The organism is Parolsenella sp., assembly GCF_982402205.1.
On sequence record NZ_CEVYAT010000014.1, the window covers coordinates 1 to 21,163 of the forward strand.

At 61.0% G+C, this 21,163-nt stretch carries 18 protein-coding genes; 5 read left to right on the forward strand and 13 right to left on the reverse strand.

What is annotated here, in order from left to right; all coding sequences use genetic code 11:
• The coding region (locus AC1VTH_RS01845; protein WP_481334434.1) for an acyl-CoA thioester hydrolase/BAAT C-terminal domain-containing protein at window positions 1-635 on the forward strand (635 nt) is incomplete at its 5' end.
• Window positions 636-1,023: 388 nt separating this feature from the next.
• Here the strand turns inward: AC1VTH_RS01845 and AC1VTH_RS01850 are convergent.
• Window positions 1,024-1,236 (reverse strand): hypothetical protein, encoded by a 213-nt coding sequence (locus AC1VTH_RS01850; protein ID WP_481334435.1) that lies wholly within the window; start codon window positions 1,234-1,236, stop codon window positions 1,024-1,026.
• 1,377 nt (window positions 1,237-2,613) lie between these two features.
• Between AC1VTH_RS01850 and AC1VTH_RS01855 the strand changes: the two genes are divergently transcribed.
• From AC1VTH_RS01855 to drmB, 4 genes are all read left to right on the forward strand, one after another.
• On the forward strand, window positions 2,614-3,807 hold the full coding sequence (locus tag AC1VTH_RS01855; RefSeq protein ID WP_481334436.1) for a hypothetical protein: 1,194 nt from the start codon (window positions 2,614-2,616) through the stop codon (window positions 3,805-3,807).
• A 19-nt stretch (window positions 3,808-3,826) separates the two neighbouring features.
• On the forward strand, window positions 3,827-4,216 hold the full coding sequence (locus tag AC1VTH_RS01860; protein ID WP_481334448.1) for a DISARM anti-phage system protein DrmE domain-containing protein: 390 nt from the start codon (window positions 3,827-3,829) through the stop codon (window positions 4,214-4,216).
• Window positions 4,217-4,225: 9 nt separating this feature from the next.
• The gene (locus AC1VTH_RS01865) at window positions 4,226-7,495 is read left to right on the forward strand and encodes a helicase-related protein (RefSeq protein WP_481334437.1); all 3,270 of its coding nucleotides are present in this window, start codon (window positions 4,226-4,228) and stop codon (window positions 7,493-7,495) included.
• 70 nt (window positions 7,496-7,565) lie between these two features.
• Entirely contained in the window at window positions 7,566-9,350 is a 1,785-nt protein-coding gene (drmB, locus tag AC1VTH_RS01870) for a DrmB family protein (protein WP_481334438.1), read from the forward strand.
• Between the two features lie 31 nt (window positions 9,351-9,381).
• On the opposite strand, the gene AC1VTH_RS01875 is transcribed toward drmB, so the two are convergent.
• The 12 genes from AC1VTH_RS01875 to AC1VTH_RS01930 all read right to left on the reverse strand — a co-directional run.
• Window positions 9,382-10,926 carry a DNA cytosine methyltransferase gene (locus AC1VTH_RS01875; RefSeq protein ID WP_481334439.1) on the reverse strand — a complete coding sequence of 515 codons (1,545 nt, stop codon included), beginning with the start codon at window positions 10,924-10,926 and terminating at the stop codon, window positions 9,382-9,384.
• A 604-nt stretch (window positions 10,927-11,530) separates the two neighbouring features.
• Window positions 11,531-12,274, reverse strand: coding sequence for a type 1 glutamine amidotransferase (locus AC1VTH_RS01880; protein ID WP_481334440.1), 744 nt, complete (start codon window positions 12,272-12,274; stop codon window positions 11,531-11,533).
• The gene (locus tag AC1VTH_RS01885; protein WP_481334441.1) at window positions 12,271-13,647 is read right to left on the reverse strand and encodes a MurT ligase domain-containing protein; all 1,377 of its coding nucleotides are present in this window, start codon (window positions 13,645-13,647) and stop codon (window positions 12,271-12,273) included. Before AC1VTH_RS01885 ends, AC1VTH_RS01880 begins: the two co-directional genes overlap by 4 nt.
• 5 nt (window positions 13,648-13,652) lie before the next feature.
• Window positions 13,653-14,177 (reverse strand): Asp23/Gls24 family envelope stress response protein, encoded by a 525-nt coding sequence (locus AC1VTH_RS01890; protein ID WP_293673628.1) that lies wholly within the window; start codon window positions 14,175-14,177, stop codon window positions 13,653-13,655.
• A gap of 46 nt (window positions 14,178-14,223) precedes the next feature.
• On the reverse strand, window positions 14,224-14,616 hold the full coding sequence (locus tag AC1VTH_RS01895; RefSeq protein ID WP_481334442.1) for a DUF2273 domain-containing protein: 393 nt from the start codon (window positions 14,614-14,616) through the stop codon (window positions 14,224-14,226).
• Window positions 14,617-14,619: 3 nt separating this feature from the next.
• Window positions 14,620-15,279, reverse strand: a complete 660-nt coding sequence (locus AC1VTH_RS01900) for an Asp23/Gls24 family envelope stress response protein (RefSeq protein ID WP_481334443.1) — start codon at window positions 15,277-15,279, stop codon at window positions 14,620-14,622.
• Window positions 15,280-15,399: 120 nt separating this feature from the next.
• The gene (locus AC1VTH_RS01905) at window positions 15,400-16,200 is read right to left on the reverse strand and encodes a YebC/PmpR family DNA-binding transcriptional regulator (protein ID WP_293825073.1); all 801 of its coding nucleotides are present in this window, start codon (window positions 16,198-16,200) and stop codon (window positions 15,400-15,402) included.
• Between the two features lie 363 nt (window positions 16,201-16,563).
• A complete protein-coding gene (gene lgt, locus AC1VTH_RS01910; RefSeq protein ID WP_481334444.1) occupies window positions 16,564-17,385 on the reverse strand; it encodes a prolipoprotein diacylglyceryl transferase in 822 nt (273 codons plus the stop codon).
• Between the two features lie 113 nt (window positions 17,386-17,498).
• On the reverse strand, window positions 17,499-18,056 hold the full coding sequence (gene dcd / locus AC1VTH_RS01915) for a dCTP deaminase (RefSeq protein WP_481334445.1): 558 nt from the start codon (window positions 18,054-18,056) through the stop codon (window positions 17,499-17,501).
• Entirely contained in the window at window positions 18,057-18,290 is a 234-nt protein-coding gene (locus AC1VTH_RS01920) for a NifU family protein (RefSeq protein ID WP_293674272.1), read from the reverse strand.
• Window positions 18,291-18,322: 32 nt separating this feature from the next.
• Complete coding sequence (locus AC1VTH_RS01925) at window positions 18,323-18,607, reverse strand: NifU family protein (RefSeq protein WP_481334446.1); 285 nt, start codon at window positions 18,605-18,607, stop codon at window positions 18,323-18,325.
• Window positions 18,608-18,740: 133 nt separating this feature from the next.
• A partial coding sequence (locus AC1VTH_RS01930) for a peptidase U32 family protein (protein ID WP_481334447.1) occupies window positions 18,741-21,163 on the reverse strand: 2,423 nt, incomplete at its 5' end.

Sequence of the window (21,163 nt, forward strand, 5' to 3'; positions counted from 1 at the left end):
GAATGGAGACGCTGGCAGCGGCGTCGTATTTCCCGGACATCACGCTGACCTTTGGGCTGACTGCCAGCGACTTTGTGTGGCAGGGATTCGAGCAGGGCAAGAGGGACGGCTGCAGGGAGTGGCCCGTGCCTGGCGCCTCAACCCTTTCCCATCGCGGAAAGCCGCTTCCGTACATGCCGTTTGTCTACGAGCATCCCACGTATTGGAAGAAAGTCGAGGAGGAGACCAAGGGCTCCGAAGACTTTCAGCGTTCTACCTGGCTGTTCATCGATTCCGAGAAGAATCGCGAGCACCCGGAGGACGAGATGATTAAGGTCGAGAACATCCGAGGCAAGCTCGTTCTCGTCGGGGCGGATGACGACAGCTTCTGGGAGGCGGGCAAGTACGTCCGACGCATGGGCCAGCGCCTGAAGAGCCGCAAGCACGCCTGCGACTATGAGGCGGTTGCCTACACGTATGGCACCCACTTCGTGCTGCCCGAGTCCATGCTGAGGCTCGCGCTGCCGGTGGAACTAAAGCTCGTCATGCGATTTCTTTTCCACTCCGCCAAGGAGCATCCCAACGAGTGCGAGGCCACGAGGATAGACATCGACAAGCGGCTTTCCGCTGCGTTGCGCGAGTGGGTTGCGGTTTAGGCGGGGGGCGTTTCGAAGGCAGAGGGGCGCCCGTCCATCGCGCACCCATCTTTACGTGCTAGATGGCCTCCGGGCACGCAAAGATGGGTGCTCGATGCATGCGGACACGTAAAAGCGGGTACTCGCCACTGGCGGTACGCAATAGCGAGTAAGCAACGGCAGCGACGTCGACGGTGCGCGCCATCCATTCGTCCATTTGACGCGCCTTTGCCATTCATTTGTCCGAATTACGCATCCGGAGTCCTCCAAACGCGTAGCTCGGACGAGCCGATGCGCGGGGCACGTAATTTGGATGAGCGAACGAGAAGCGCGCCCAAACATCCCCACGCACGAAAAAGGACGAGAGGCTCGCGGTCCCTCGCCCCACTAATGCCGCGCTCAGTTGACCCTATTCATCGCCAGCAGAGCCATCGTCAGCAGAAATTACCTCGAACTCATCAGGCGGATGGAGGTGGTCCTCCCCGCTATCGTCGGCGAGGCGATACCAGCCCTTCTCGACCGAGACGACCTCGCAAACCTTGCCGTGCGTCAGTTCGAGAAACGAGCCCTCGCCATGATAACGAACCTTCAATGCGAGCTGTCTCTCAACCTTGAACTTCACCTTTGGTTGACCCGCAGCCCCAAACCAATGGACCCCGGCGTCGATCGGCTCATCACCAGCCGCAAGTGTTCTGGCGTCATTTACGTGTTTCTAGTTGTACAGATGACCTTCAGCTTGATTGCCTGGGCCATACCCCATTCCTCTCGTCATAGGCAAGCGCCGACGCTCCAAGCCCAACCGTTCAACTGTTATCTTTTCCTGACACTATCAGATGGCCACTTCCCTCTGTAGAATAATTAAGGAACTTCCATCCCGCCGCAAGTACTAATTCTCGCGGGATGAGAAATGGAGCATATGCCCAGCTTAAGTTTGGGATGGGGGTCGTTTAAGTTGACTTGCAAATCACCCATTTCTTTCAGAGAGTTTCTGCAATCCTGCTCTGACGAATTTGGTGACGTCAGCTTCAGTTTCGAGAATGTTGGCACCGTCAGACCTACAACCATTACCCGAGCAAATCTTGAATTACTCAGGCGTTCTAGAGAGGCCGGCTACGCCGGGATTTTCATCAGCTGTCCCGATTTCGAAAGGGAGAGCATAGCCATTGCCTGTCTCGCCGCCCTCCTCCACCTCGAGCATGATCCGGGAAATCCGGGGCTTCATGAGCCCCAAGCTGGAGAACGAGTTGCGATCGGCTCTTGCGTAGCGAACGTTACCAGAGCAGATAACAACGAGGTCATGTTTCAAGTCGCCGATGGCAACACGGGGTTCTTCAAGAGCTCATTCAATCCGTTGGCGCATACGGCTCGGCCCGATTGTGATTTAAGCAAAACTAGGAGCACCGCTAAAAGGAAGCGCTTATCAATTAAAGACGCAGCCTCCCAATACGAGAATATTCCCGCCCCATCGCGGCACATTCTTGACCTTTGCGGCAAAAGCGTGAAGTCGGTTGGATATTGCTCGTCGCCCTCGCAGTATATTAATGAGCCCCCGACTCATATCCCGAATGGCTCCATTAACGTACGCGGAGAAACAAGCAGGTTATCGAGCCTACTCCCCATTACGCATTTTCAAGCAGACGGGAAGGCATGCGACGACTTTGAATGGCCCTTTGCCGTCCGTCCATCGATATACACCTGTCCCCGAGTTGATGGCATTGGTACCTCTCGCCCCATCGCTGACGCCGTTCAAGAGGGAGCAAACGTCGATTTTGTTAGCTTTAATCTCTCTTGCCCCGACTCCCTAGACACGTCTCTGTACACCGATTTCCTCGACCTAAAGGACGCTGGGGTAGGAGTCATTGGTTTCTGCGATCAGTGGACCCTAAGTCGAGTGGCGGGCAAGCTCGAGAGAGACAACTTCCTTTGCTTTGACTGGAACAGCTGCGCTCTTGTAGAACAATCAAACACGCTTGTTCTATCTCCGATTCAAAGCACCGTGATGGCAAAGCCCCAGCAAATTCTCATCCCCGTTCCAGACGATGACTGCAACCTCTGGCGCGCGGCGCAGATTCTATATGGACACTTTGCAGAAACGGAGTTCAACACCGACGAGGCTGCCGGAGCTATTGCAAGGCTATTCTCCGCCCTTGGCGCCGCCCTTAGAATGACGGAGGCACCTGACGCCAACTATGCGCAAGGGCAGCAGAGCGATATCCGCAATTCTTTGAAGAGCATACGAGAGTCCAGAAGCCTGACTCCAGAAGACTACGCCGAACTTGTTGAAGCCTGCGGTATCTTGAACGCTATTTTTCAGCCGGGTCATCGTCTCCCCAAAGAGGAAAAGATATACGAGCGAATCTCAAGTAGCGTTGAGGCAGGTAGGCATGTCGTCCTTGTAGTCGATAAGAACAGGACCGAGCCCGTTCAGGAGTACTGGCTAGGAGAAATCGCACACATCGCTTCCGCGACCAATCTATTCCGCGTCGTCAGTACGCGCGAGTACATGATAACGGGGCGGCCCAGCAAGAACGAAGTCGCCATCTTCAGTGGATGGTACGACCGCGGCACGATGGACAGAGCACTCCACTCCGGGATCGCAGCCACCACCTTCCTCGTTCTTTACGGGCACGACAATAACGCTGGCCTTGAGATCGATTGGTGGAATAAGGCCCAAGCCCAGTGGAAGCGTTCCTCGTCGTTGTGTGCAGGCGCAGCCAATAGAGCGTTACGCGCGCTCGGAATCGAAGAGGTCCAAGGTACAACGGCACGCTCTCCGAAACTCAGCAGGGTTCATGTTGACGATATCGACCCGGGCGAAAAGGATATGTCTCCCGCGCACATAGTAACCGCCATTGAACGGCAAAGGCTCCAAAGAGACCTCGCAAAGGATGGAGAAAAGTCGGTTAGGGCCACACCCGTTATGTTCAATGACGGCTCACACATTTGGCTAAAAACAACTGGGAAGAAGTCGGCGGGAGGGCGAATCGTCGTTATCACCGATTGTCTTTATGGAGGGGACAGCGAACCAACCCAGAAGACCGCCGCTTCGCTCCTCCCCGGCGACATTGTTCTCCGCACCCATTCGGACAGGGACTACATAAAAAAAGGCTTCCGAGAAGACGACGAGCGGGTACGACAGTCTCTACGCTCAATCGCAAAAGTGGAGAGATCCCATCCAATCCGCTCGCAGTAGTGGACTTACTGATGCCGAAATTACAGACAGAATTTATCGAGCTACGAAGGGGAGCAGGACGGAGCAAGCCGTAAGAGCCTGGGTTAAAGGTTACAGGATAGCCCCACAGACGGCCGAGGATATCAGAGCCGTCTACACCGGTTTGCGCCATCCCGTTACCGAGGAAGAGTTCCGCGATGTTATAAGCGCCGTAAGAGCAATCAGGAACAAGCACCGCGCCGTTGGCAGAATGGCTAAAAAAGATATGGTCATCCAATTTCTAAATGATGTTCGATATTACGGAATTGACGACGCAGTAAGTGGCTTCGACGAGCGTCATGAAGCCGGAGACGTCGAACTACTCAGAGTCTCTTCCATAGGAAACGAAATGAGCGTCGCACCCAGTCACGCCCACGCCCCCATCATGTAAGGAGTACCTGTGGAGCAGAATACCGATGACCTGTTAAGGGACCGTCTCTATCAATCAATTTACGAGGAATTCGTTGGCCCCAGAGACCCCGCCTCGGAAGAACTTATCGACTTCTCGCCTTCACAGCGCTACAACGCCGGCGTGTTGCATCCGAAGGGGGCCTCCATCTCCCTCGAGGCCGAGCATGATGACCGCGGGCTCCCGAAGGTCGATCCCGGCCATCCGACCGACGAAGAGCCCATCGAGCACATGCCGGCCGTTGCCATCCGCGATACAACGGCACTAAACGTAGCCGACGTCGATGAATTCGAGGAGCCCATTTCTCTCTCAAACGCAAGAGCGCAATCGGCCCTGAGCATGACCGTTGGCATCCGCAGCGGCGAGAGCGTCGCCTTCGAAATTGATACCGCCACCTACCAGCACGAAGTTGTTGATGGTACGGACAAATATCGCCGCCATCCTCTTCACTTCGACATTTCAGAAGACGAGGTAGTCATTCCGCGAGGAAGCCACAGCGAATCGGGTGGCTATCGAACGGAGTATGGGCTTGATGGAGGCAAACTAAAGCTGCGGCTAGTCCACAGAAGGGCCATCGAAGGCGGAGATGTAATTACCGTCGCGCTCTGCAACTCCCATCATACCGGCGTCAGCGATGACTATTCAAATTGCTATTACCAGACATCATTTAAAATCATCGTTTCCCACGGCCTCATACCGCCCACTTGGTCGCGGTCTTCTACCACTTCTGAGGAAGAGGCAAATAAGCGCCTGATTTACCACAATCTGAAAAACTACGCAATTGGGCACGGATGTGCCACGTCTTGGGAGCAGGGCAACACGGTTCACTGGGCCAAGACTGAGACCATGCCTCTTGCAGAGACTCAGTCAATGAAGCCCCTTCATCCTCTCATGAAGGGCGTCAGCCTTTCTCTTGAACAATTTGGCGATATGACCAGATGGCCCGAAACGCTTAGCAGCATGAGGGCCATGTGCGCCAAATACGAGAAGTGGATCAGCGAAATCGAGAGCCGCCTCTCCTCGCTCGATAAGGAGCTGGTTCCGGCGGCAAAGAAAAATATAGCTTCCTGTCGTACCTGCCTCTTGCGAATGACCGATGGAATAGTGCTCCTCGAGCAAGACTCCTTAGCACGCAAGGCTTTTGTCATGGCAAATAAGGCCATGTATGAGCAGTACCTGCACTACAGCTATATAAGCGGGGAGAGGCCATCCCTAAGTTCTCCCCCATCATACGTACGCTCATGGAGGCCTTTCCAGCTCGGATTTATCCTGATGAATCTAAGGGCGATAGTTGACGAAGCATCGCCAAGCAGAGATATCGTTGATCTCATTTGGTTCCCAACGGGAGGCGGAAAGACGGAAGCCTACCTAGGGCTTACCTCATTCGTTCTTATCTGGGAAAGGCTCGCTCACGTCACGAGCGAGGGCGTAAGCGTGTTCATGCGCTATACGCTTCGCCTGCTGACGTCTCAGCAATTTGACAGAGCTTCTTCGCTCATTTGCGCTTTAGAGTCCATGAGGCGCAAGGATCCCAAGCTCTTGGGCAGCAGGCCTTTTCGAATCGGGCTCTGGGTCGGCGGCGAAGCTAGTCCGAACACACGTAAAGAAGCCGAGACAAAGCGAGCGAAATGGGCCGATCGCAAGGATGGCACGAACCCCTTCCCGGTTCGAAGGTGCCCTTGGTGTGGCGCCAGCCTAGAAGAGGACCCGCGAAAGACTTATAGGCGCAATGGCACGGCAGGCACCTATCCAAAGATTTCCTTCGTATGTCCCAACAACAGCTGCGAATACTCTGCAGGCGAGGGGCTTCCCCTGGACGTAGTAGATGAGGAGATTTATCAAGCTCCCCCATCGCTGCTCGTCGGGACGATAGATAAATTCGCCATGATTCCCTATCGAGAAGAGTCCTACAGACTCTTTGGAATCCGGGAGGGAGAGCGCCTCGGCGCCCCGAAACTCATCATCCAAGACGAGCTGCACCTCATTTCGGGACCCCTCGGTTCGATGGCCGGGCACTACGAAACCCTCATTGCGAATCTCTGCGAGCGCAATGAGGGCGGCAAACCCATTCGGCCCAAGATAATTGCGTCGACCGCCACGGTAAGTCATGCAAAGGAGCAGTGCAATCAGCTCTATGCGTGTGGAGAGGGAAACGTATTCCAGTTTCCCCCGTCCGGACTTGATTACAGCGACTCGTTCTTTTCAGTCGAAGACAAAGAGGCTCGCGGCAGACGCTATGTTGGCATCTTCGTTCCAACTCTTAACGAGGCTTCGACGAATATTCGCCTCTATGCAGACCTCTTGTGGCAGCCAGTCACATGGAAGGATGTCTCCGACGAGTGGATCGACCGCTATTGGACCGTCCTTGGTTACTTCAACACAACCAGAGAGCTTGGCCAGGCCGTCACTTGGATGGGCGGCGACATTCCCGAACGCCTTTGGGAGCATCGGCGCAAAGCAGAAAAGAACGGCGAAGATACTAAGCGCTACATTAACGTGTGTAGCGAGCTCACCGGCCGCAAGGACGCCGATGAAGTAAGAAACGGACTATCTGCCCTCTCCATTTCTCATCCCAACCGCAATGCAGTCGACCTTTGCTTCGCCACCAACATGATTTCTGTCGGTCTCGACGTGGGACGCCTTGGCCTTATGGTTGTCGAAGGCCAGCCGAAGACGACTGCGGAGTACATCCAAGCCACCAGCCGCGTAGGGCGAGGAGACGCAAAGGGCCTCGTGTTCGTTGTCTATAACACGACTAAACCGCGCGACCGCTCGCACTACGAAAACTTCGCAATGTATCACCGGAGCTTTTACGAAAACGTCGAGCCCTCAAGCGTCACTGCCTTTTGTAGGCAAGTGCGCTATAGAGCCCTATTTGGAACTCTGATTGGTATCTATCGTGCGATTGCAACAGCGCCCGACGCATACAGAAAGCCAGATAAATCCGCCTTCGAGATTGCCTCGAAGGCCATCTTGAGCAGGGTCAATGCAGTTGAGCCTGATGAGCTAGGCCACACCGAGGCCGACCTCAGAGCAATCTACGAACAGTGGAACACACATGATTACGATCGTTGGGAAGAGCTCAAGCCCAAAGCTTTTGACGCACCGACACCACTCATGCACCCGCTAGGAGCCAATTGTTCTAATGACTGGAGCACCAATCCATTCGAAGCCCCAACATCCATGCGCAGCGTCGACTCGGAATGCTCGGTAAGAATCGTGGGATCCTATGGGTCCTATGGAGAGCCAGAGGACAGGTAAACCCAACATGCCAAGAAAAAGCTTCCGTACCCTACAAAAGAAACCCGGGGCAAAGAGCTATCCCCTTCGAATGGGACAGCTAATGGGTCCTTACAGCATCGGGTCCATACTTCCATGCGATGCCAATACGACTCTGATGGTTGCTGGACTCGATGCTTTTGACACAAGCAAGATGACTCAGATACACGACAGTCGTCTTGAACGCTACATCGGCGTCGACAAACTCTACGCTCCACCCGTAGACGATGGACCAGGTAGTAGTTTTATTCCGGCCGTTAGATTTCCGAACTGGTTATACTGTCCCCGCTGCGGAAGAATGCGTTACGTCAAGTCGAATGATGCGAGCACTTCCATCTACTGTCAGAATCCGGCATGCAAAGAGAAGACAAAGCACAGCACGAAGCTCGTCCCAGAGCGTTTTGTTGTCGTATGCCCCAAAGGCCATATCGATAGCTTTCCCGTCATGAAATGGGTCCATGGAGACGCAGAGCCTGACGCCAACAGTGGAGAGCACATTGTCACCCGTCGCACCCAAGGCGGGAGCACGACAATGGGGGACATCGTCTATTCGTGTTCATGCGGCAAATGGCGAACCCTCGCCGGCGCCACTCGTCATGGCGGGCTGAACACGATTGGCTATCGCTGCACTGGACGCGAGCCTTGGCTAGACAGGCGTTCATCCACCCCGTGCGACATACCCAACGAAGAGCTCAGGGTAGTAATCATGGGCGCCACAAATGTCAGCTATGCCGATACCGTTAGTTCGGTGCTTATCCCCGATGCCATCGATGAAAAGACGAAGGGGACCATTAACGAACATTACGAGAGACTGTTCGCAATGGATGAAAAAGGTCTCCTAGAGGCGGCCATTGATATGCTGGCAGCCAGCGGCCTTGACAGAGAGTCGCTCATGCGAGCATACCTCATGAGAAAGGACCAAGCAGAAAGCGCCGAGATCTCGGAGGACGAATACTTGCACGAAGAGTATCTAACGCTGAGGCTGGCATATGAGACCTCCGAGGGGCAGTTTGAAGCCACATCCATAGAGCCGCTCTGCTACAACTCGCAACTCATTCATTCGTACGTTTCCAAACTGACTCTCGTAGACTCCCTTACCGTAACGCGGGCTTTGGTTGGAATATCACGACTAAACCCCGAGGTAAACGAAGGCAAATCCATGGAAGAAAGGAGGTCATCCCTCTCTCGGAACCACAAGCTAGGCTGGACCTTGGCAAGTCAGACGATTGGCGAAGGCATCTTTATCGAGCTTGATGGCGAGGAGCTAACCGAATGGGCATGTCGTCCTGAAGTAATCGAACGTTTCGAGACCATGCAGACTAACTTCGATAACGCAAGGCAAAGGCGCAACAGTGATACCCGAAAGCTCAATCCAAAATATGTCGCCCTGCACACCCTCTCTCATCTGCTCATGCTCTCGATAAGTAAGGTATGCGGCTACAGTGCAGCCTCCCTTCGCGAGCGAATTTATTGCGAAAAATACCTCGACGACGACCATGAGCTATTCCAAGACATGCACGGCTTCCTCATATATACGGCCTCGGAAAGCGGAGACGGCTCTCTCGGAGGTCTAGTACGCGCCGGAAAGCCGGGAAGACTCGAAGACGTTCTTAGCAATGCGCTGACAGAAGCCCTGTGGTGCTCCAACGACCCGGTCTGCATCGAGTCAGTCGGGCAAGGACTTGATTCATGCAACCTTGCTGCATGCTTCAATTGCTGCCTGGTCCCAGAAACCGCACGCGAGACCGGTAACAAGTTCCTCGACCGCGGTCTGGTTGTTGGCACGCTAGATGAACCGGTAGCCGGATTCTTCGGCGCAGAGCTGAGACTTGGTTAAATCCTCCGGGCAAGATGAAGGCATCAGGGCGCTAGAGCCTCGCGAGCTCCTTGAAGAACCCGTGAGGCTCTTCGCCCAACGCCTTTGCGACGACCCCGGCAATTTGCTGGGCAAGCAAGGGCGGCACTGCATTTCCCACTTGCGTAAACTGGGACGTCCTGTTCCCCTCAAACAAATAGTCATCCGGAAACGTCTGCAAACGGGCAGCCTCGCGAACCGTGAGACTTCGGCATTGCGTAGGGTCAGGATGAATGTAGTAGTGCCCGTCTTTTGCAATGTGCGACGTTATCGTAGTCGAAGGCTTGTCATATATCTGGACGCGGAAGCGATCGTCAAACTTGTACGCCCCGCCTTTCTTCACCTCAGAAACGTTATCGATAACATTTCGGTGATTTGGCAAAAGGGCGTCGGGAAACTTCTCCAAACGTGCGGGAACTCCGTAGGTCTCGGCATAAGCGGCGCAGAACAGGTACCTTTCCAAATCCTTTGCAAGGTGCGCGCGCGATTCGTGGTTAGTTAGGAGCTTGCTCCCAGCGAGCCTTCCCCTGTACCACTTCTCATAAGGTCCAGCCGCACCAGACACTTCTGTCTTTGCCGTAATTCTCGGAGGATGATTTGAAAGCACCTCACAGATGACAGGCGCAATCGCCGCACAAGACTCATCTGCAAGGATTCGCTTAGCAGCCCCATTGATATAGGACGCCCAATCCATAGTCTCCCAACCGGGATTGCGCCTAGAAAAGGAGCTTCTGATTTTAGGGATTCCCGCAAGGGCCAAGCGCACAGAAATCTCTTGCGCAGGCTCTAACAGGCCCATCTTCAACTCGGAGCTGCTCTTTACTCCAAGCAGAATCACCCTATGGCGCATCTGAGGGATGCCGTATTTTTCAGCTTCGACAACGTAATCAGCTGGCGTCTGAGGATTCTCCACAACGAGAGAGCGAACTTCATAACCCGCAGCTCGCATATCCTCCAAAATGTGACGGAACACGCCCTGTCCGTTATGCCTAGCCGATAGCAGCCCCTTAACATTCTCCATAACGAACACGTCGGGCCTGAGCCTTTGAATAAAGGAAAGGTAACATTTATACAGGGTGTGCTTCACGTCCTTATCAAACATCTCGTCATGAGCACGACGCGACCGACCCACCAAAGAATATGCCTGGCAGGGCGGTCCTCCGATGAGTACGAACGGAGCGTTTCCATCATTCTGGGCTCGCCATGCGCTCAGCCGCTGCGATGCCTGCTCGGCAAGGGTGCCGTCTCCCTCGACAAGAGTTGCGCACACGGCTTCGTTGCAAGCAGCCATCCACAAATCGGGCCTGTAGTTGATTAGTTTTTCCCAAGAGACAGCATCATGTTTGTTCATATATCGCAGGTATACCTGTGGGACAGAGCCGTCTTCGTTGAGGATCTTCCTCACATAGGAGCGGAGCCTGAGTGTTTTGTGGGCCTGCGCTTCTTTCTCGATAGACATAATCGATTGAAAGATGGGCTTGCCGTCGCTATCGCGAAGAGACGAAAAACCCTCTCCAAGTCCTCCAGGACCTGCAAATAAATCAATGATAGGAATCAATCGTCGCCCCTTCCGCTATTTACGCGGTTTCCAGGCTAGCAAGTTGCATTCCTCGCGTCCAGAGTTTCTCGGCAATTCTCGAAGGGAACGGACTTTCGGGCCACTCCATCGCAAGCGGGTGCTCGTTGTTTGCGGACACGAAAAAGCGGGTGCTAGATGCGGGACAGCACGTAATAGCGGACGGGCGTCTCAATTCGCAGCCAGCAGTCCCTACATTAATCGGCACTTTTATGCAAACCGCCGGTCTCCGCATCGGTCGTTTGCAGCAAATGACCGGTCTGTGTAAGGCGAGGCCCTCTAGCAGCGCGCGAACCTTCCACTAATCGGCAGTTTGCTGCAAACGACAGGCTCCCGGCCTTACAGGAATCGGTAGTTTGCTGCAAACGGCAGGCTTCCGGCCTTACAGGAATCGGTAGTTTGCTGCAAACGGCAGGCTTCCGGCCTTACAGGAATCGGTAGTTTGCTGCAAACGGCAAATCGTGGGGCTACAAGAATCGACAGTTTGCTGCAAACGGCATCGGCCACCCCTGCAGAGAGAGCCCGCACACGAAAAGGGCGAGAGGCACACTGCCCCTCGCCCTTGCTGCGCGCCATAATCGCCGCGCTACTCCTTCTCTTCGCCGGAAATGAGGCGCTGGTACATGGCATCGTTTGCCGCCATCTCGGCCTCGTCGTCGAGGGGCACGAGCTCGCTCGAGCCATACCTGCGCTCGAGTGCCTGGCCAATCAGGTAGTCGGCCACGCCGGGGTTCTTGGGCAGCAGCGGCCCGTGGATGTAGGTGCCCACCACGTTATTGTAGAGGCATCCCTCGTACCCACTCTCGCCGTCATTGCCATGGCCATGCACCACGCGGCCCAGCGGCTCCACGCCACTGCCCAGGTGCGTGCGGCCGCCATGGTTCTCGTAGCCCACGATGGGTTGCGGCGAGATGCGGCTCTCGATCGCGATGTTGCCAATGAGGCGAGGCGTACCACGGTCGGTATAGAGATCGACCAGCGACAGGCCCTCGACCTTCTCGTCACCCATGAGGTACGAATGGCCCAGCAGCTGGTAGCCACCGCACACGGCCCCCAGCACGCCGCCATCCTCCACGTAGGCGGTGAGCTCGGCCCGCTCGGCCAGCAGGTGCTCGCACACGATGCGCTGCTCGCGGTCGGACCCTCCGCCAATGAACACGATGTCAACGTCGCCAAAGCTCGGGCGGTCGTCCACGTGCACCTCGCGCACCTCGCACTCGATGCCGCGCCACTCGAGGCGCTTCCGCAGCACCAGGATGTTGCCGCCGTCCCCGTAGAGGTTCAGCAGCTCGGGATAGAGGTGTGCGATGGTCAGCTTCTTCTCGCTCACAGTCTCTCCCCCATCCCCTCGAGCTCGGCCTTTGCCGGCCACAGCGCCGAGTAGTTCGTGAGCACGTACAGCGGCCTGTCCTTGGGCAGGTCTGCCACGGCGTCGAGCGCCTCACGCACGGTGTGGGCCACCGGCACCTCGAGGCCCGCATACTTCATGCGCACGCGCACGTCCTCGGCACGGTGCCCGCCCGCAACAGCCGCGAGGTCACCGGCCTCGACCACGCCGTCACGGCAGGGCGCGCCCACGGCCAGGCGCTCGAAGTCCACGTCCCAGATCCAAGAGATGTCCTTGCCGTCGTTGTAGTTGTCGTTGATGACAAAGAACGCCGCCTTCTTGCGGTCGTCCGCAAGCATGAGCGAGATGTTCTGGTTGAATCCCGTGGGGTTCTTGGCGAGGTTGAGCACCACCTCGCGCCCATCCACACGGAAGTGCTGCAGGCGGCCGTTTTCGGGGTGGTAGCCGTCGAGCGCGCGCTGGAACGTTGCCGCGTCGACCCCCGCGAGATGCGCGCCCACAAAGGCCGCGAGCAGGTTGTAGACCATGTACACGCCGCCAAAGCTGGCGGAGAGGCGCACCGGCTCCTCGAGGCCGTCTCCCGCAACCGTGAAGCTCACGCCCGTGCGGCCCACCTCGACGCCCGTGGCCTGCCAGTTGAGACTGGGACGGCAGAAGTCGCCGTTGGGGCAACGGAAGGCCCCCAGCTGGGCGTAGGCGCGGTAGTCATAGGCCAGCTCGGCGCCGCACACCTGGCAGAAGCGCGCCTCGGGCACGCGGTCTGCCGGCAGGTGCAGGTCCTCGCCAATGCCAAAGGTAAGCACGCGCGTGCCCGCCTTGCGCGCCCGCGCCGCCACGCCCATCACCAGCGGGTCATCGCCGCAGGCAACGAGCGTGGTCTCGGGCGAGGCCGCCAGCGCGCTCACGATGACGTCCTGCACGCGGTCAATCTCTCCGGCGCGGTCGAGCTGATCGCGGAAGAGGTTAAGCAGCAGCAGGTAGCGGGGCCTGAGCTCGGGCAGGATGTTAATGGTGGAGAGCTCGTCGGCCTCCATGACCGCCCAGTCGGCGCTGCCGCCAGGCAGAAGCGCGGCAGCGACGCCTGGCGCCATGTTGGCGCCCACGCGGTTGCACAGCACGCGCGCACCACCTGCCTCGATGGCGCTCGCGAGCACGTTGTTCGTGGTGGTCTTGCCATTGGTGCCGCACACGACGAGCGAGCCATGCGCCAGCTTGGGCGCCAGGTTCGCGATGGCATGGGGGTCAACGGCCAGCGCCACGCGACCGGGCAGCTGGGAGGCCGAGCGGCCCGCCAGGTGCAGTCCGGCGGCCGTGAGACGGCCCAGCCCCCGTGCCAGTAGGCTCCTTGCTCCCACGGGCGCTACTCCTCCTCCTGCTCGGACTCGGCCTCGTCACGGGCGCCCTTCATGCGCTCGTACTCGTCGGCCGTGAGCACGTCCTCGATGCGCAGGTTGACGCCGCCCACCTCGAGGCCCGTCATGCCGGCGACCTGCTTGACCACGACCTTCTTGACGTCCTCGAACACCTGCGGGGCGTAGGCGCCGTACTCGATGAGCACGGAGATGTTGACGCGCACCGAGGAGTCGGGCATGACCTCGACCGAGACGCCCTTCGTGGGGTCGGCCGCGCCAAAGGTCTCCTGCACGCGGTTGATGAAGCCGCCCTTCATACCCAGCACGCCGGGGACGTCGCGCACGGAGATGGCGACGATCTTCTCGATGACGCCGTTGGAGAACGTCAGCGAGTCCTCGGAGTCGAGGTCTTCGTCGGCATCGGAGAACGTGAGGTCGCCGGACTCGCTCTCTGCCAGGACGGTGGAGTCTGCGGGCTGCTCAGCCACCTCGGGCTCGAGCGTGGTCTCTTCGACGTTTGCCTTCGTGCTCATGTTGGCTCCTATCCGGGGCGGTGCCCCTCACGCGACGGTGCCGCCGCTAGTGCTTCTTGATCAGCTTCTCGACGATGTGGACGAGCTTGGGGTCGCCATCGGCAAACTGCCCCAGGGCCACGCCGGCCACCACGAGGATGGCGATGACGAGGGTCTTGAAGATGCCGATGGTAAACAGCAGGATGGCCACGGCAAGGCCGCACAGGCCGCCAAGCACCGCGTTTCTGCTGTGCGGGAACGTCTGGTCGAGCCACTGCGAGGCGCGCACGAACGCGCCGGGCTCGGGAGCGGCGCCGGTCGCGTCGGTGGCGTTATCGGCGGCCGCGGCCGCGCTGGCACCCGTCTCGGCCTGGGACGCGCGCTCGTCCTGCTCGGCCTTGTCGCCCTGGGCGGGCTTTGGCTGGGCCGGCTCGATGCGGGCCTGGATCTTCTCGGACATGCGCTACGCCTCCTTCTCGCCGTGCATAGGAATCGTGATGTCGCCCGCGTCTTGCGCCGCGCGGGCGGAGATGTCGACCTTCGCGTCGACGAGAGGCTCGCGAGCGTCGCCTGCGCCCCGCTCGCCCTCGTCCTCGTACGAGCCGTCCTCGTCTTCGTCTGCCACGGCAACGAGCGAGCTTGCGTGCTGCGGCTCGAGGAATTCGACGTTGACGCTGCCCAGATGCTCGCCCACCATCGCGGAAAGGCCGCAGGTAAGCGCCTCGTGCAGGGCCGGCGCCTCCTCAGTGACGCCGATCGACTCGTACGGCGTGACCTTGAGCCCCACGGTAACGGTGCCGTGCTTGGCCACGACGCTCACGTCCTTGGCCACGCCCAGCCCCAGCTCCTCGACGATGTGCGAGGCCTGCGACGCCACGGCCGAGCGGGCCACCGTGATGGCGCCACCGTCGACGTCCATGACCGAGATGGCCTCCTTGCGGCGGCGCGAGAAGATTGAGCGCAGCAGCTCGAACGCGAGCCAGGCCGCCGTCATACCCAGGCAGACCTCGACCGCCATGACGTAGGCGGGGTATGACTCGAGGACCGTGACCTCAACCTCGAACAGGCCAAACCACCCCGCCAGCGAGAAAACGAACAGGATGAAGCGCCTGAAGCCGCCCATGGGCCTCCCCTTTCCTATAAAAAAGCGCCCCGGCCACACGACCGGGGCGCGTTAAGCATTAGCATACCCCGAACGCCGGACACAAAGCCCCGCGGCGGGAAGCCACACACCTTGGCTGGACTACTCGTCCTCCTCCAGAGCGGCGACGACCTCGTCGGTCATCTCCATGGTGTGGTAGACGTTCTGGACATCCTCGAGCTCCTCGAGGCGGTCGACCAGGCGCTGGACCTTCTTGGCGTCAGCGGCGGAGACCTGCGTCGGGGTGGTGGGGACCATGGTGAGCTCGGAGCCCTTGACCTCGATGCCCTGGGCCTCGAGACCCTTCTGGACCTCCTGCATCTTGTCGTAGGCCGTCCAGACGACCCACTCCTCGCCGGCGTCCTCGTAGTCGTCTCCGCCAGCCTCGGCGACGGCCATCATGAACTCGTCCTCGTCGACGGCGTTCTCCTTGTCGGCGACCTTCTTGTCGTCGGACTTGATGACCTTGTCGACGGCGATGGAACCCTTGCGCTCGAACTGGAAGGCCACGGAGCCCGTGGTGCCCAGCGAGCCGCCGGAGTGGGTGAAGGCCGAGCGGACGTCGGCAGCGGTGCGGTTCTTGTTGTCGGTCAGGCAGTCAACGTAGACGGCGACGCCAGCGGGGCCGTAGCCCTCGTAGGTGACCTCGGAGTAGACGGCAGCGTCGGCGCCGGCACCAAAGGCCTTGTCGATGGCGGCCTTGATGCGGTCCTTGGGCATGGAGGACATGCGGGCCTTGGCCACGGCCGCGGCGAGAGACGCGTTGTTCTCGGGCAGCGGGTCGCCGCCGAGCTTAGCCGCGACGGTGATGTTACGAGAGAGCTTCGAGAACAGGGCAGAGCGCTTGGCGTCCTGCGCGCCCTTACGGTGCTTGGTGGTTGCCCACTTGGAGTGTCCGGACATGCACGTCTCCTTCTTGCCACAGCGCGTCCGTCCCTGTGGCCGACGCGCAAATCCATAGCCGTTCTGCGCGAATATACGCCTTTGGGGCGCATGCGCGCAACTTGCTTATATTAGACCTTTTTTATTCCCCATGTGAAGCGACGCGACAAAGGGGTCAGACCCTTTTGTCACGCGCGGAACCCTGCGGGGCGCGACGCCTTGACGCACGCGAGAGCCCACGGGGACATACATAAGGCGAGAAGGACGCCAACGCAGCGCCCTTCTCGGCATGGTCGTACTTGTTGTTGGGCACACGGCCGGCATGAACGCTTGGGGCATGCGGGGTGCGTAGCCCCGCATGTTCGCCCTTCTCGGCAAGAAACCCTAGGCGGCCCGCTTGAGGTGGCCCACCTGCGGGCGCTGCCAGCGGTGCGCCAGCACGAGCACGACGACGCCCGCGACCACGAGCGGCAGGCTCAGCAGCTGGCCCATCGTGATGGGGCCAAGGAGGTAGCCAAGCTGGGCGTCGGGCACGCGCACGAACTCGATGAGGAAGCGGAACACGCCGTAGAGCACGAGGAACGTTCCCATGAAGGTGCCCTGGGGGCGCGGCGGGCGCCTGCGCGACAGGCAGAGGAGCACGACGAAAATCACGAGGCCCTCGAGAAGCGCCTCGTAGAGCTGGCTGGGGTGGCGCGCCACGTTACCGCCCGTCTCGAACACCACGCCCCAGGGAAGGCTCGTGGGCTTGCCCCACAGCTCGCCGTTCACGAAGTTGGCGCAGCGGCCAAAGAAGAGTCCCAGGGGCGCGCCGATGACGCCCAAGTCACAGAAGGTCGCAGCCGACACGCCAATGACGCGGCAGACGAGCGCGCCGCCCGCGATGGCGCCAACAAAGCCGCCATGGAAGCTCATGCCGCCCTGGTTCAGGGCAAAGACCTCGAGCGGGTGCGCGAAGTAGTAGCCGTCGCCGTAGAAGACAACGTAGAAGAGGCGCGCACCGATGATGACGCCCCAGGCGATGCCCACGATGACGTTCACCACGTCGTCGGCCGTGAGGTCGAGTCCCCAGCGGCGGGCAACGCGATAGACCACGACACCCGCGAGGACAAATCCCGCGAGGTAGGCCAGTGCGTACCAGTGGACCTGCAGCGGTCCCAGGGTAAACGCGATGGGGTTCAGGCTGTGGTAGAGCTCGTTGAGCATGGGCATCCCTTCGACCGCGGCCCCGGCGGCGAGCGTCCCGTTGGGGCGGGCGCGGGGTCGTGGCGCTTCTCGGCATTGGTTGCGCGAGGCAGCGCCTCCTGCGCGCGGCGGCGCTAGTGCGTGAGCGTATGGGCCGCGGCGGCACCGCGCTGGCCCTGGTAGTGGCTGCCGAGGCCGGCCGAGCCGTAGGGGCGCTCGGCAGGGCTCGACATGCGCTCGAACGACATCTGGCCAATACGCATGCCCGGGTGCAGCACGATGGGCAGGGTGGCGACGTTGGACAGCTCGAGGGTGATCTCGCCGTCCCAGCCCGGGTCGACGTAGCCGGCCGTCGAGTGAATCATGAGGCCCAGCCGGCCCAGGGTCGACTTGCCCTCGAGCTTGCCGAGGATGTCGTCGGGCACGGCGATGCGCTCGAGTGTGGTGCCCAGCACGAACTGGCCCGGGTGCAGCACGAACTGGCCGCCCTCGGGCACCTCGACCTCCTCGGTGAGGTCTGGCTGGGAGGTCGTGGGGTCGATGAAGGTGTGGGTGGTGCTGCGGAAGACCCTGAAGCTCGAGCCCAGGCGCACGTCGACCGACGCGGGCTGGACGTCTCTGAGGTCGAGCGGCTCGATGACGATGCGGCCGCTTTCGAGCTCGGCCTTGATGTCGCGATCGGAGAGGACCATCTACATCACCGCCCGCACGGCCGTGACGCCCGGCACGTGCTTCTTGACCACGCGCTCGATGCCCTGCGAGATCGTGACGTCCGACAGCGAGCAGCCGGCACACGCGCCCGTGAGCTCGAGCGACACGACGCCCTTCTCGTCCACGCCAACCAGCTCGCAGTCGCCGCCGTCGGCCTGCAGGCTTGGCCGAACGGCGTCGAGCACGACCTTGAGAAGCTCCTCGTCAACTGCCATGGCTGCTCCCCCTTCCGCGGCTTGCGACCGCGCTAATACATCACCGGACGCACCGCGGTGACGCCCGGGACATGCTCCTTGATGATCGTGTCGATGCCCTCGGAGATGTCCGACGAGGCGAACATGCAGGCCGCACAGGCGCCGGTCATCTCGATGGTCACGACGCCCGTCTCGTCGTCGACGCCGATGAGCTCGATGTCGCCGCCGTCTGCTTGGAAGCTCGGTCGGATGGCGTCGAGCACCTCCTCGAGCAGCGCGTGGTCGATCTTGGCGGCCTTCTGCTCGGTCGGCTGCTGGGCGTTCTCGTTGTCTGCCATTGGTACCCCTCTCCCCGGCATGGCCGGGCGCTTGGTCTTGTTCGTTGCGGGCGGCACGCGGCCGCGTCTGGCTTGCCGCGCGTGCGCGGAGTCGCCCGCCGGCCAAATGCGACCGCGCGCGACAAGGTTGATGCTACCCGATTCCCCAGAAGAGGTGGCCGCTCGATGCGTGGCGCTCGCGGGCGGCGGGCTTGCGCCCGGCCGCGACGGCGGCCAGGGCGTGCACGAGGCGCTCGACCGCGGCGGTGGCCTCGCCCTCGTCAAGCAGGGTCGCGTCGACGGCCAGGCGCGTAACGCCCGCGGCAACGAGGTCTCCCACCTGCGGTGTCAGGTCGAGCGGCACGGCGTCGTAGATGCGCGAGCGGGCGTGCAGGTCGGTGCGCACGGGCAGCAGGCGGCCGTCGCGGTCGCGCAGCGAGAGGCGCCGCGCACGCAGGCCGCAGCGGGCGCAGTCGTGGATGCAGGCGTCTGCCACCTTGAGCACGCAGTGCTCGGCGGTCATGACGCGCGGGCGGCCCGACACGACCAGGCCAACAGGCACGTTTGCGCAGCTCGCGAGGTGCGCGATCTCCTCGAGCGTGAGCTCTGGCGACAGCCACACGCCCGCGGCACCGGCTGCCTCGAGGGCGGCCAGGCACGCCTCGTTGTGCACCGGGATGCAGCCGCGCAGCTCGGGCGCGGCGCCGCGCTCGGCCGCCAGGGCCAGCTCGGAGACGTTGCCCACGGCGAGCGGCGCGCCCGCGACGACGCGCGCGTCCAGGCGGGCGTGGTCGGGCTCGCGGCAGACCTCGTCGAGGATCGCGATGGTGCCCGTAGGCCAGCCCTCGAGCGTGTCGAGGTCGTCTACCTGGGCATACACACGCGTGGCGCCAGCCGCGACGGCAGCGGCCTCAACCTCGGGCGTGGGCGCGAGGACGCAGACCTCGGGAGCGACGTCGGCAGTGGGCGTGGGCGCAGCGTTTCCGGCGGGCACGGGCACAGCGGCGGCGGTCAACGTTGCCGCGGCAACGGTGGCGCTCGCACCCTTGGGCGCGGCCGCGAGGGCGCGGGCGCGAGCGGCGTACGGCTCGAGGATCGCGTGCTCAAGCCGCTCGCAAGCGGCGGCCCTCACCTTGTGGACGGCCGAGAAGCCCATGCCGCAGTTCTCGTCGAGCTCTACCTCGAAGGATACGGGCTCAAAGGGCGTGGAGCCCATGCGGCCCACGTGCTCGGCAAGGTCCTCCGCCGTCACGGGGCGGGTACGCGCGGGCTCGACGACGAACCCCTCCACAGAGGCGTGGGGCAGCGAGCCGTCAGCCAGTGCGGGGCCGTCGACGCAGGCGAGCTCGACGCGAAAGGGCTCGCCCAGGTGCGCGACGACGCGCACGCCCACGCGCCTCTTGCGCGAAACCTCGAGCGCGAGGGCAGCATCGCTGCCGGCATGGGCCGCGGCGCTGCGAATCACGCGAACCGGGCAGCCCTTGGGCATGGGGCGGGCCACACGACACTCGATGACGTCGCCAGGTGCAGCGTCTACCTGCGCCGTTGCGGTCAGGAAGGCATCCGGGTCGTCAACGGGGCGCAGCTCAAGAAGATCTCCCGCGCCAATGGGCTCGCTCACGCGGATGGTCACGGTGCAGCGGGCGCTGTGCTTGTCTTGGCGCGGGTCCTTGTGCAGGTTGCCGCGGCCGTCACGGCGCTGGACCTGGCCGCCCGAGCTCGAGAGCACCTCGCCCGCGAGCTCACCTCGGTTGTTCGAGCGCTCGTAGCTCATCATCTCGTCGTCCGCGCTTCCACGCAGGTAGGCATCGGTGAAGTCGCGGTTGAACGCGCGCTTGAGGCGATGCGCCACCGCAGGGCTAACCGGAGTGGCGCCCAGCTCGGGCACGGCAGCGTCGCCCGCGGCGAGCACCGAGTCGATCTGCTCGCGGTAGGCACCCACGACACTCCAGACGTAGTCGGGAGCCTTCATGCGGCCCTCGACCTTGAGCGACCCGACGCCCGCGTCCATGAGCGCGGCGACGTCGGCGGCGGTGCAGGCGTCCTTGGGGCACAGTGGCCGGGTACGACCGGGTGCAGCAACGTCGCGGCCGCGCTCGTCGACCAAGCGGTAGAGCAGGCGGCACGGCTGGGCGCACAGGCCGCGGTTGGCGCTGCGACCGCCGGCCATGCTCGACATCAGGCAGACGCCCGAATAGCAGTAGCACAGGGCGCCGTGGCCAAAGACCTCGAGCTCAACGCCCTCCTTTGCGATGCGGGCAATCTCGGGCAGCGACAGCTCGCGCGACAGCGTCACGCGGTGCGCGCCGCGCTCGCGGCACCACCGCACGCCGCGGGCGTCGTGGACGTTTGCCTGCGTGGAGACGTGAAGCTCGAGCTCGGGCCAGGTGCGGCGGATGGCCTCGAACAGGCCCCAGTCCTGCACGATGAAGGCGTCGGCCCCGCGAATGGCGGCCGAGCGCACGAGGGCCAGGGCGCGGTCCATCTCGTCGTCGCGAACCACGACGTTGATGGTCACGTAGACGCGGGTTCCGGCGAGGTGCGCGGCGCGGCAGGCCTGCTCAAAGGCATCATAGG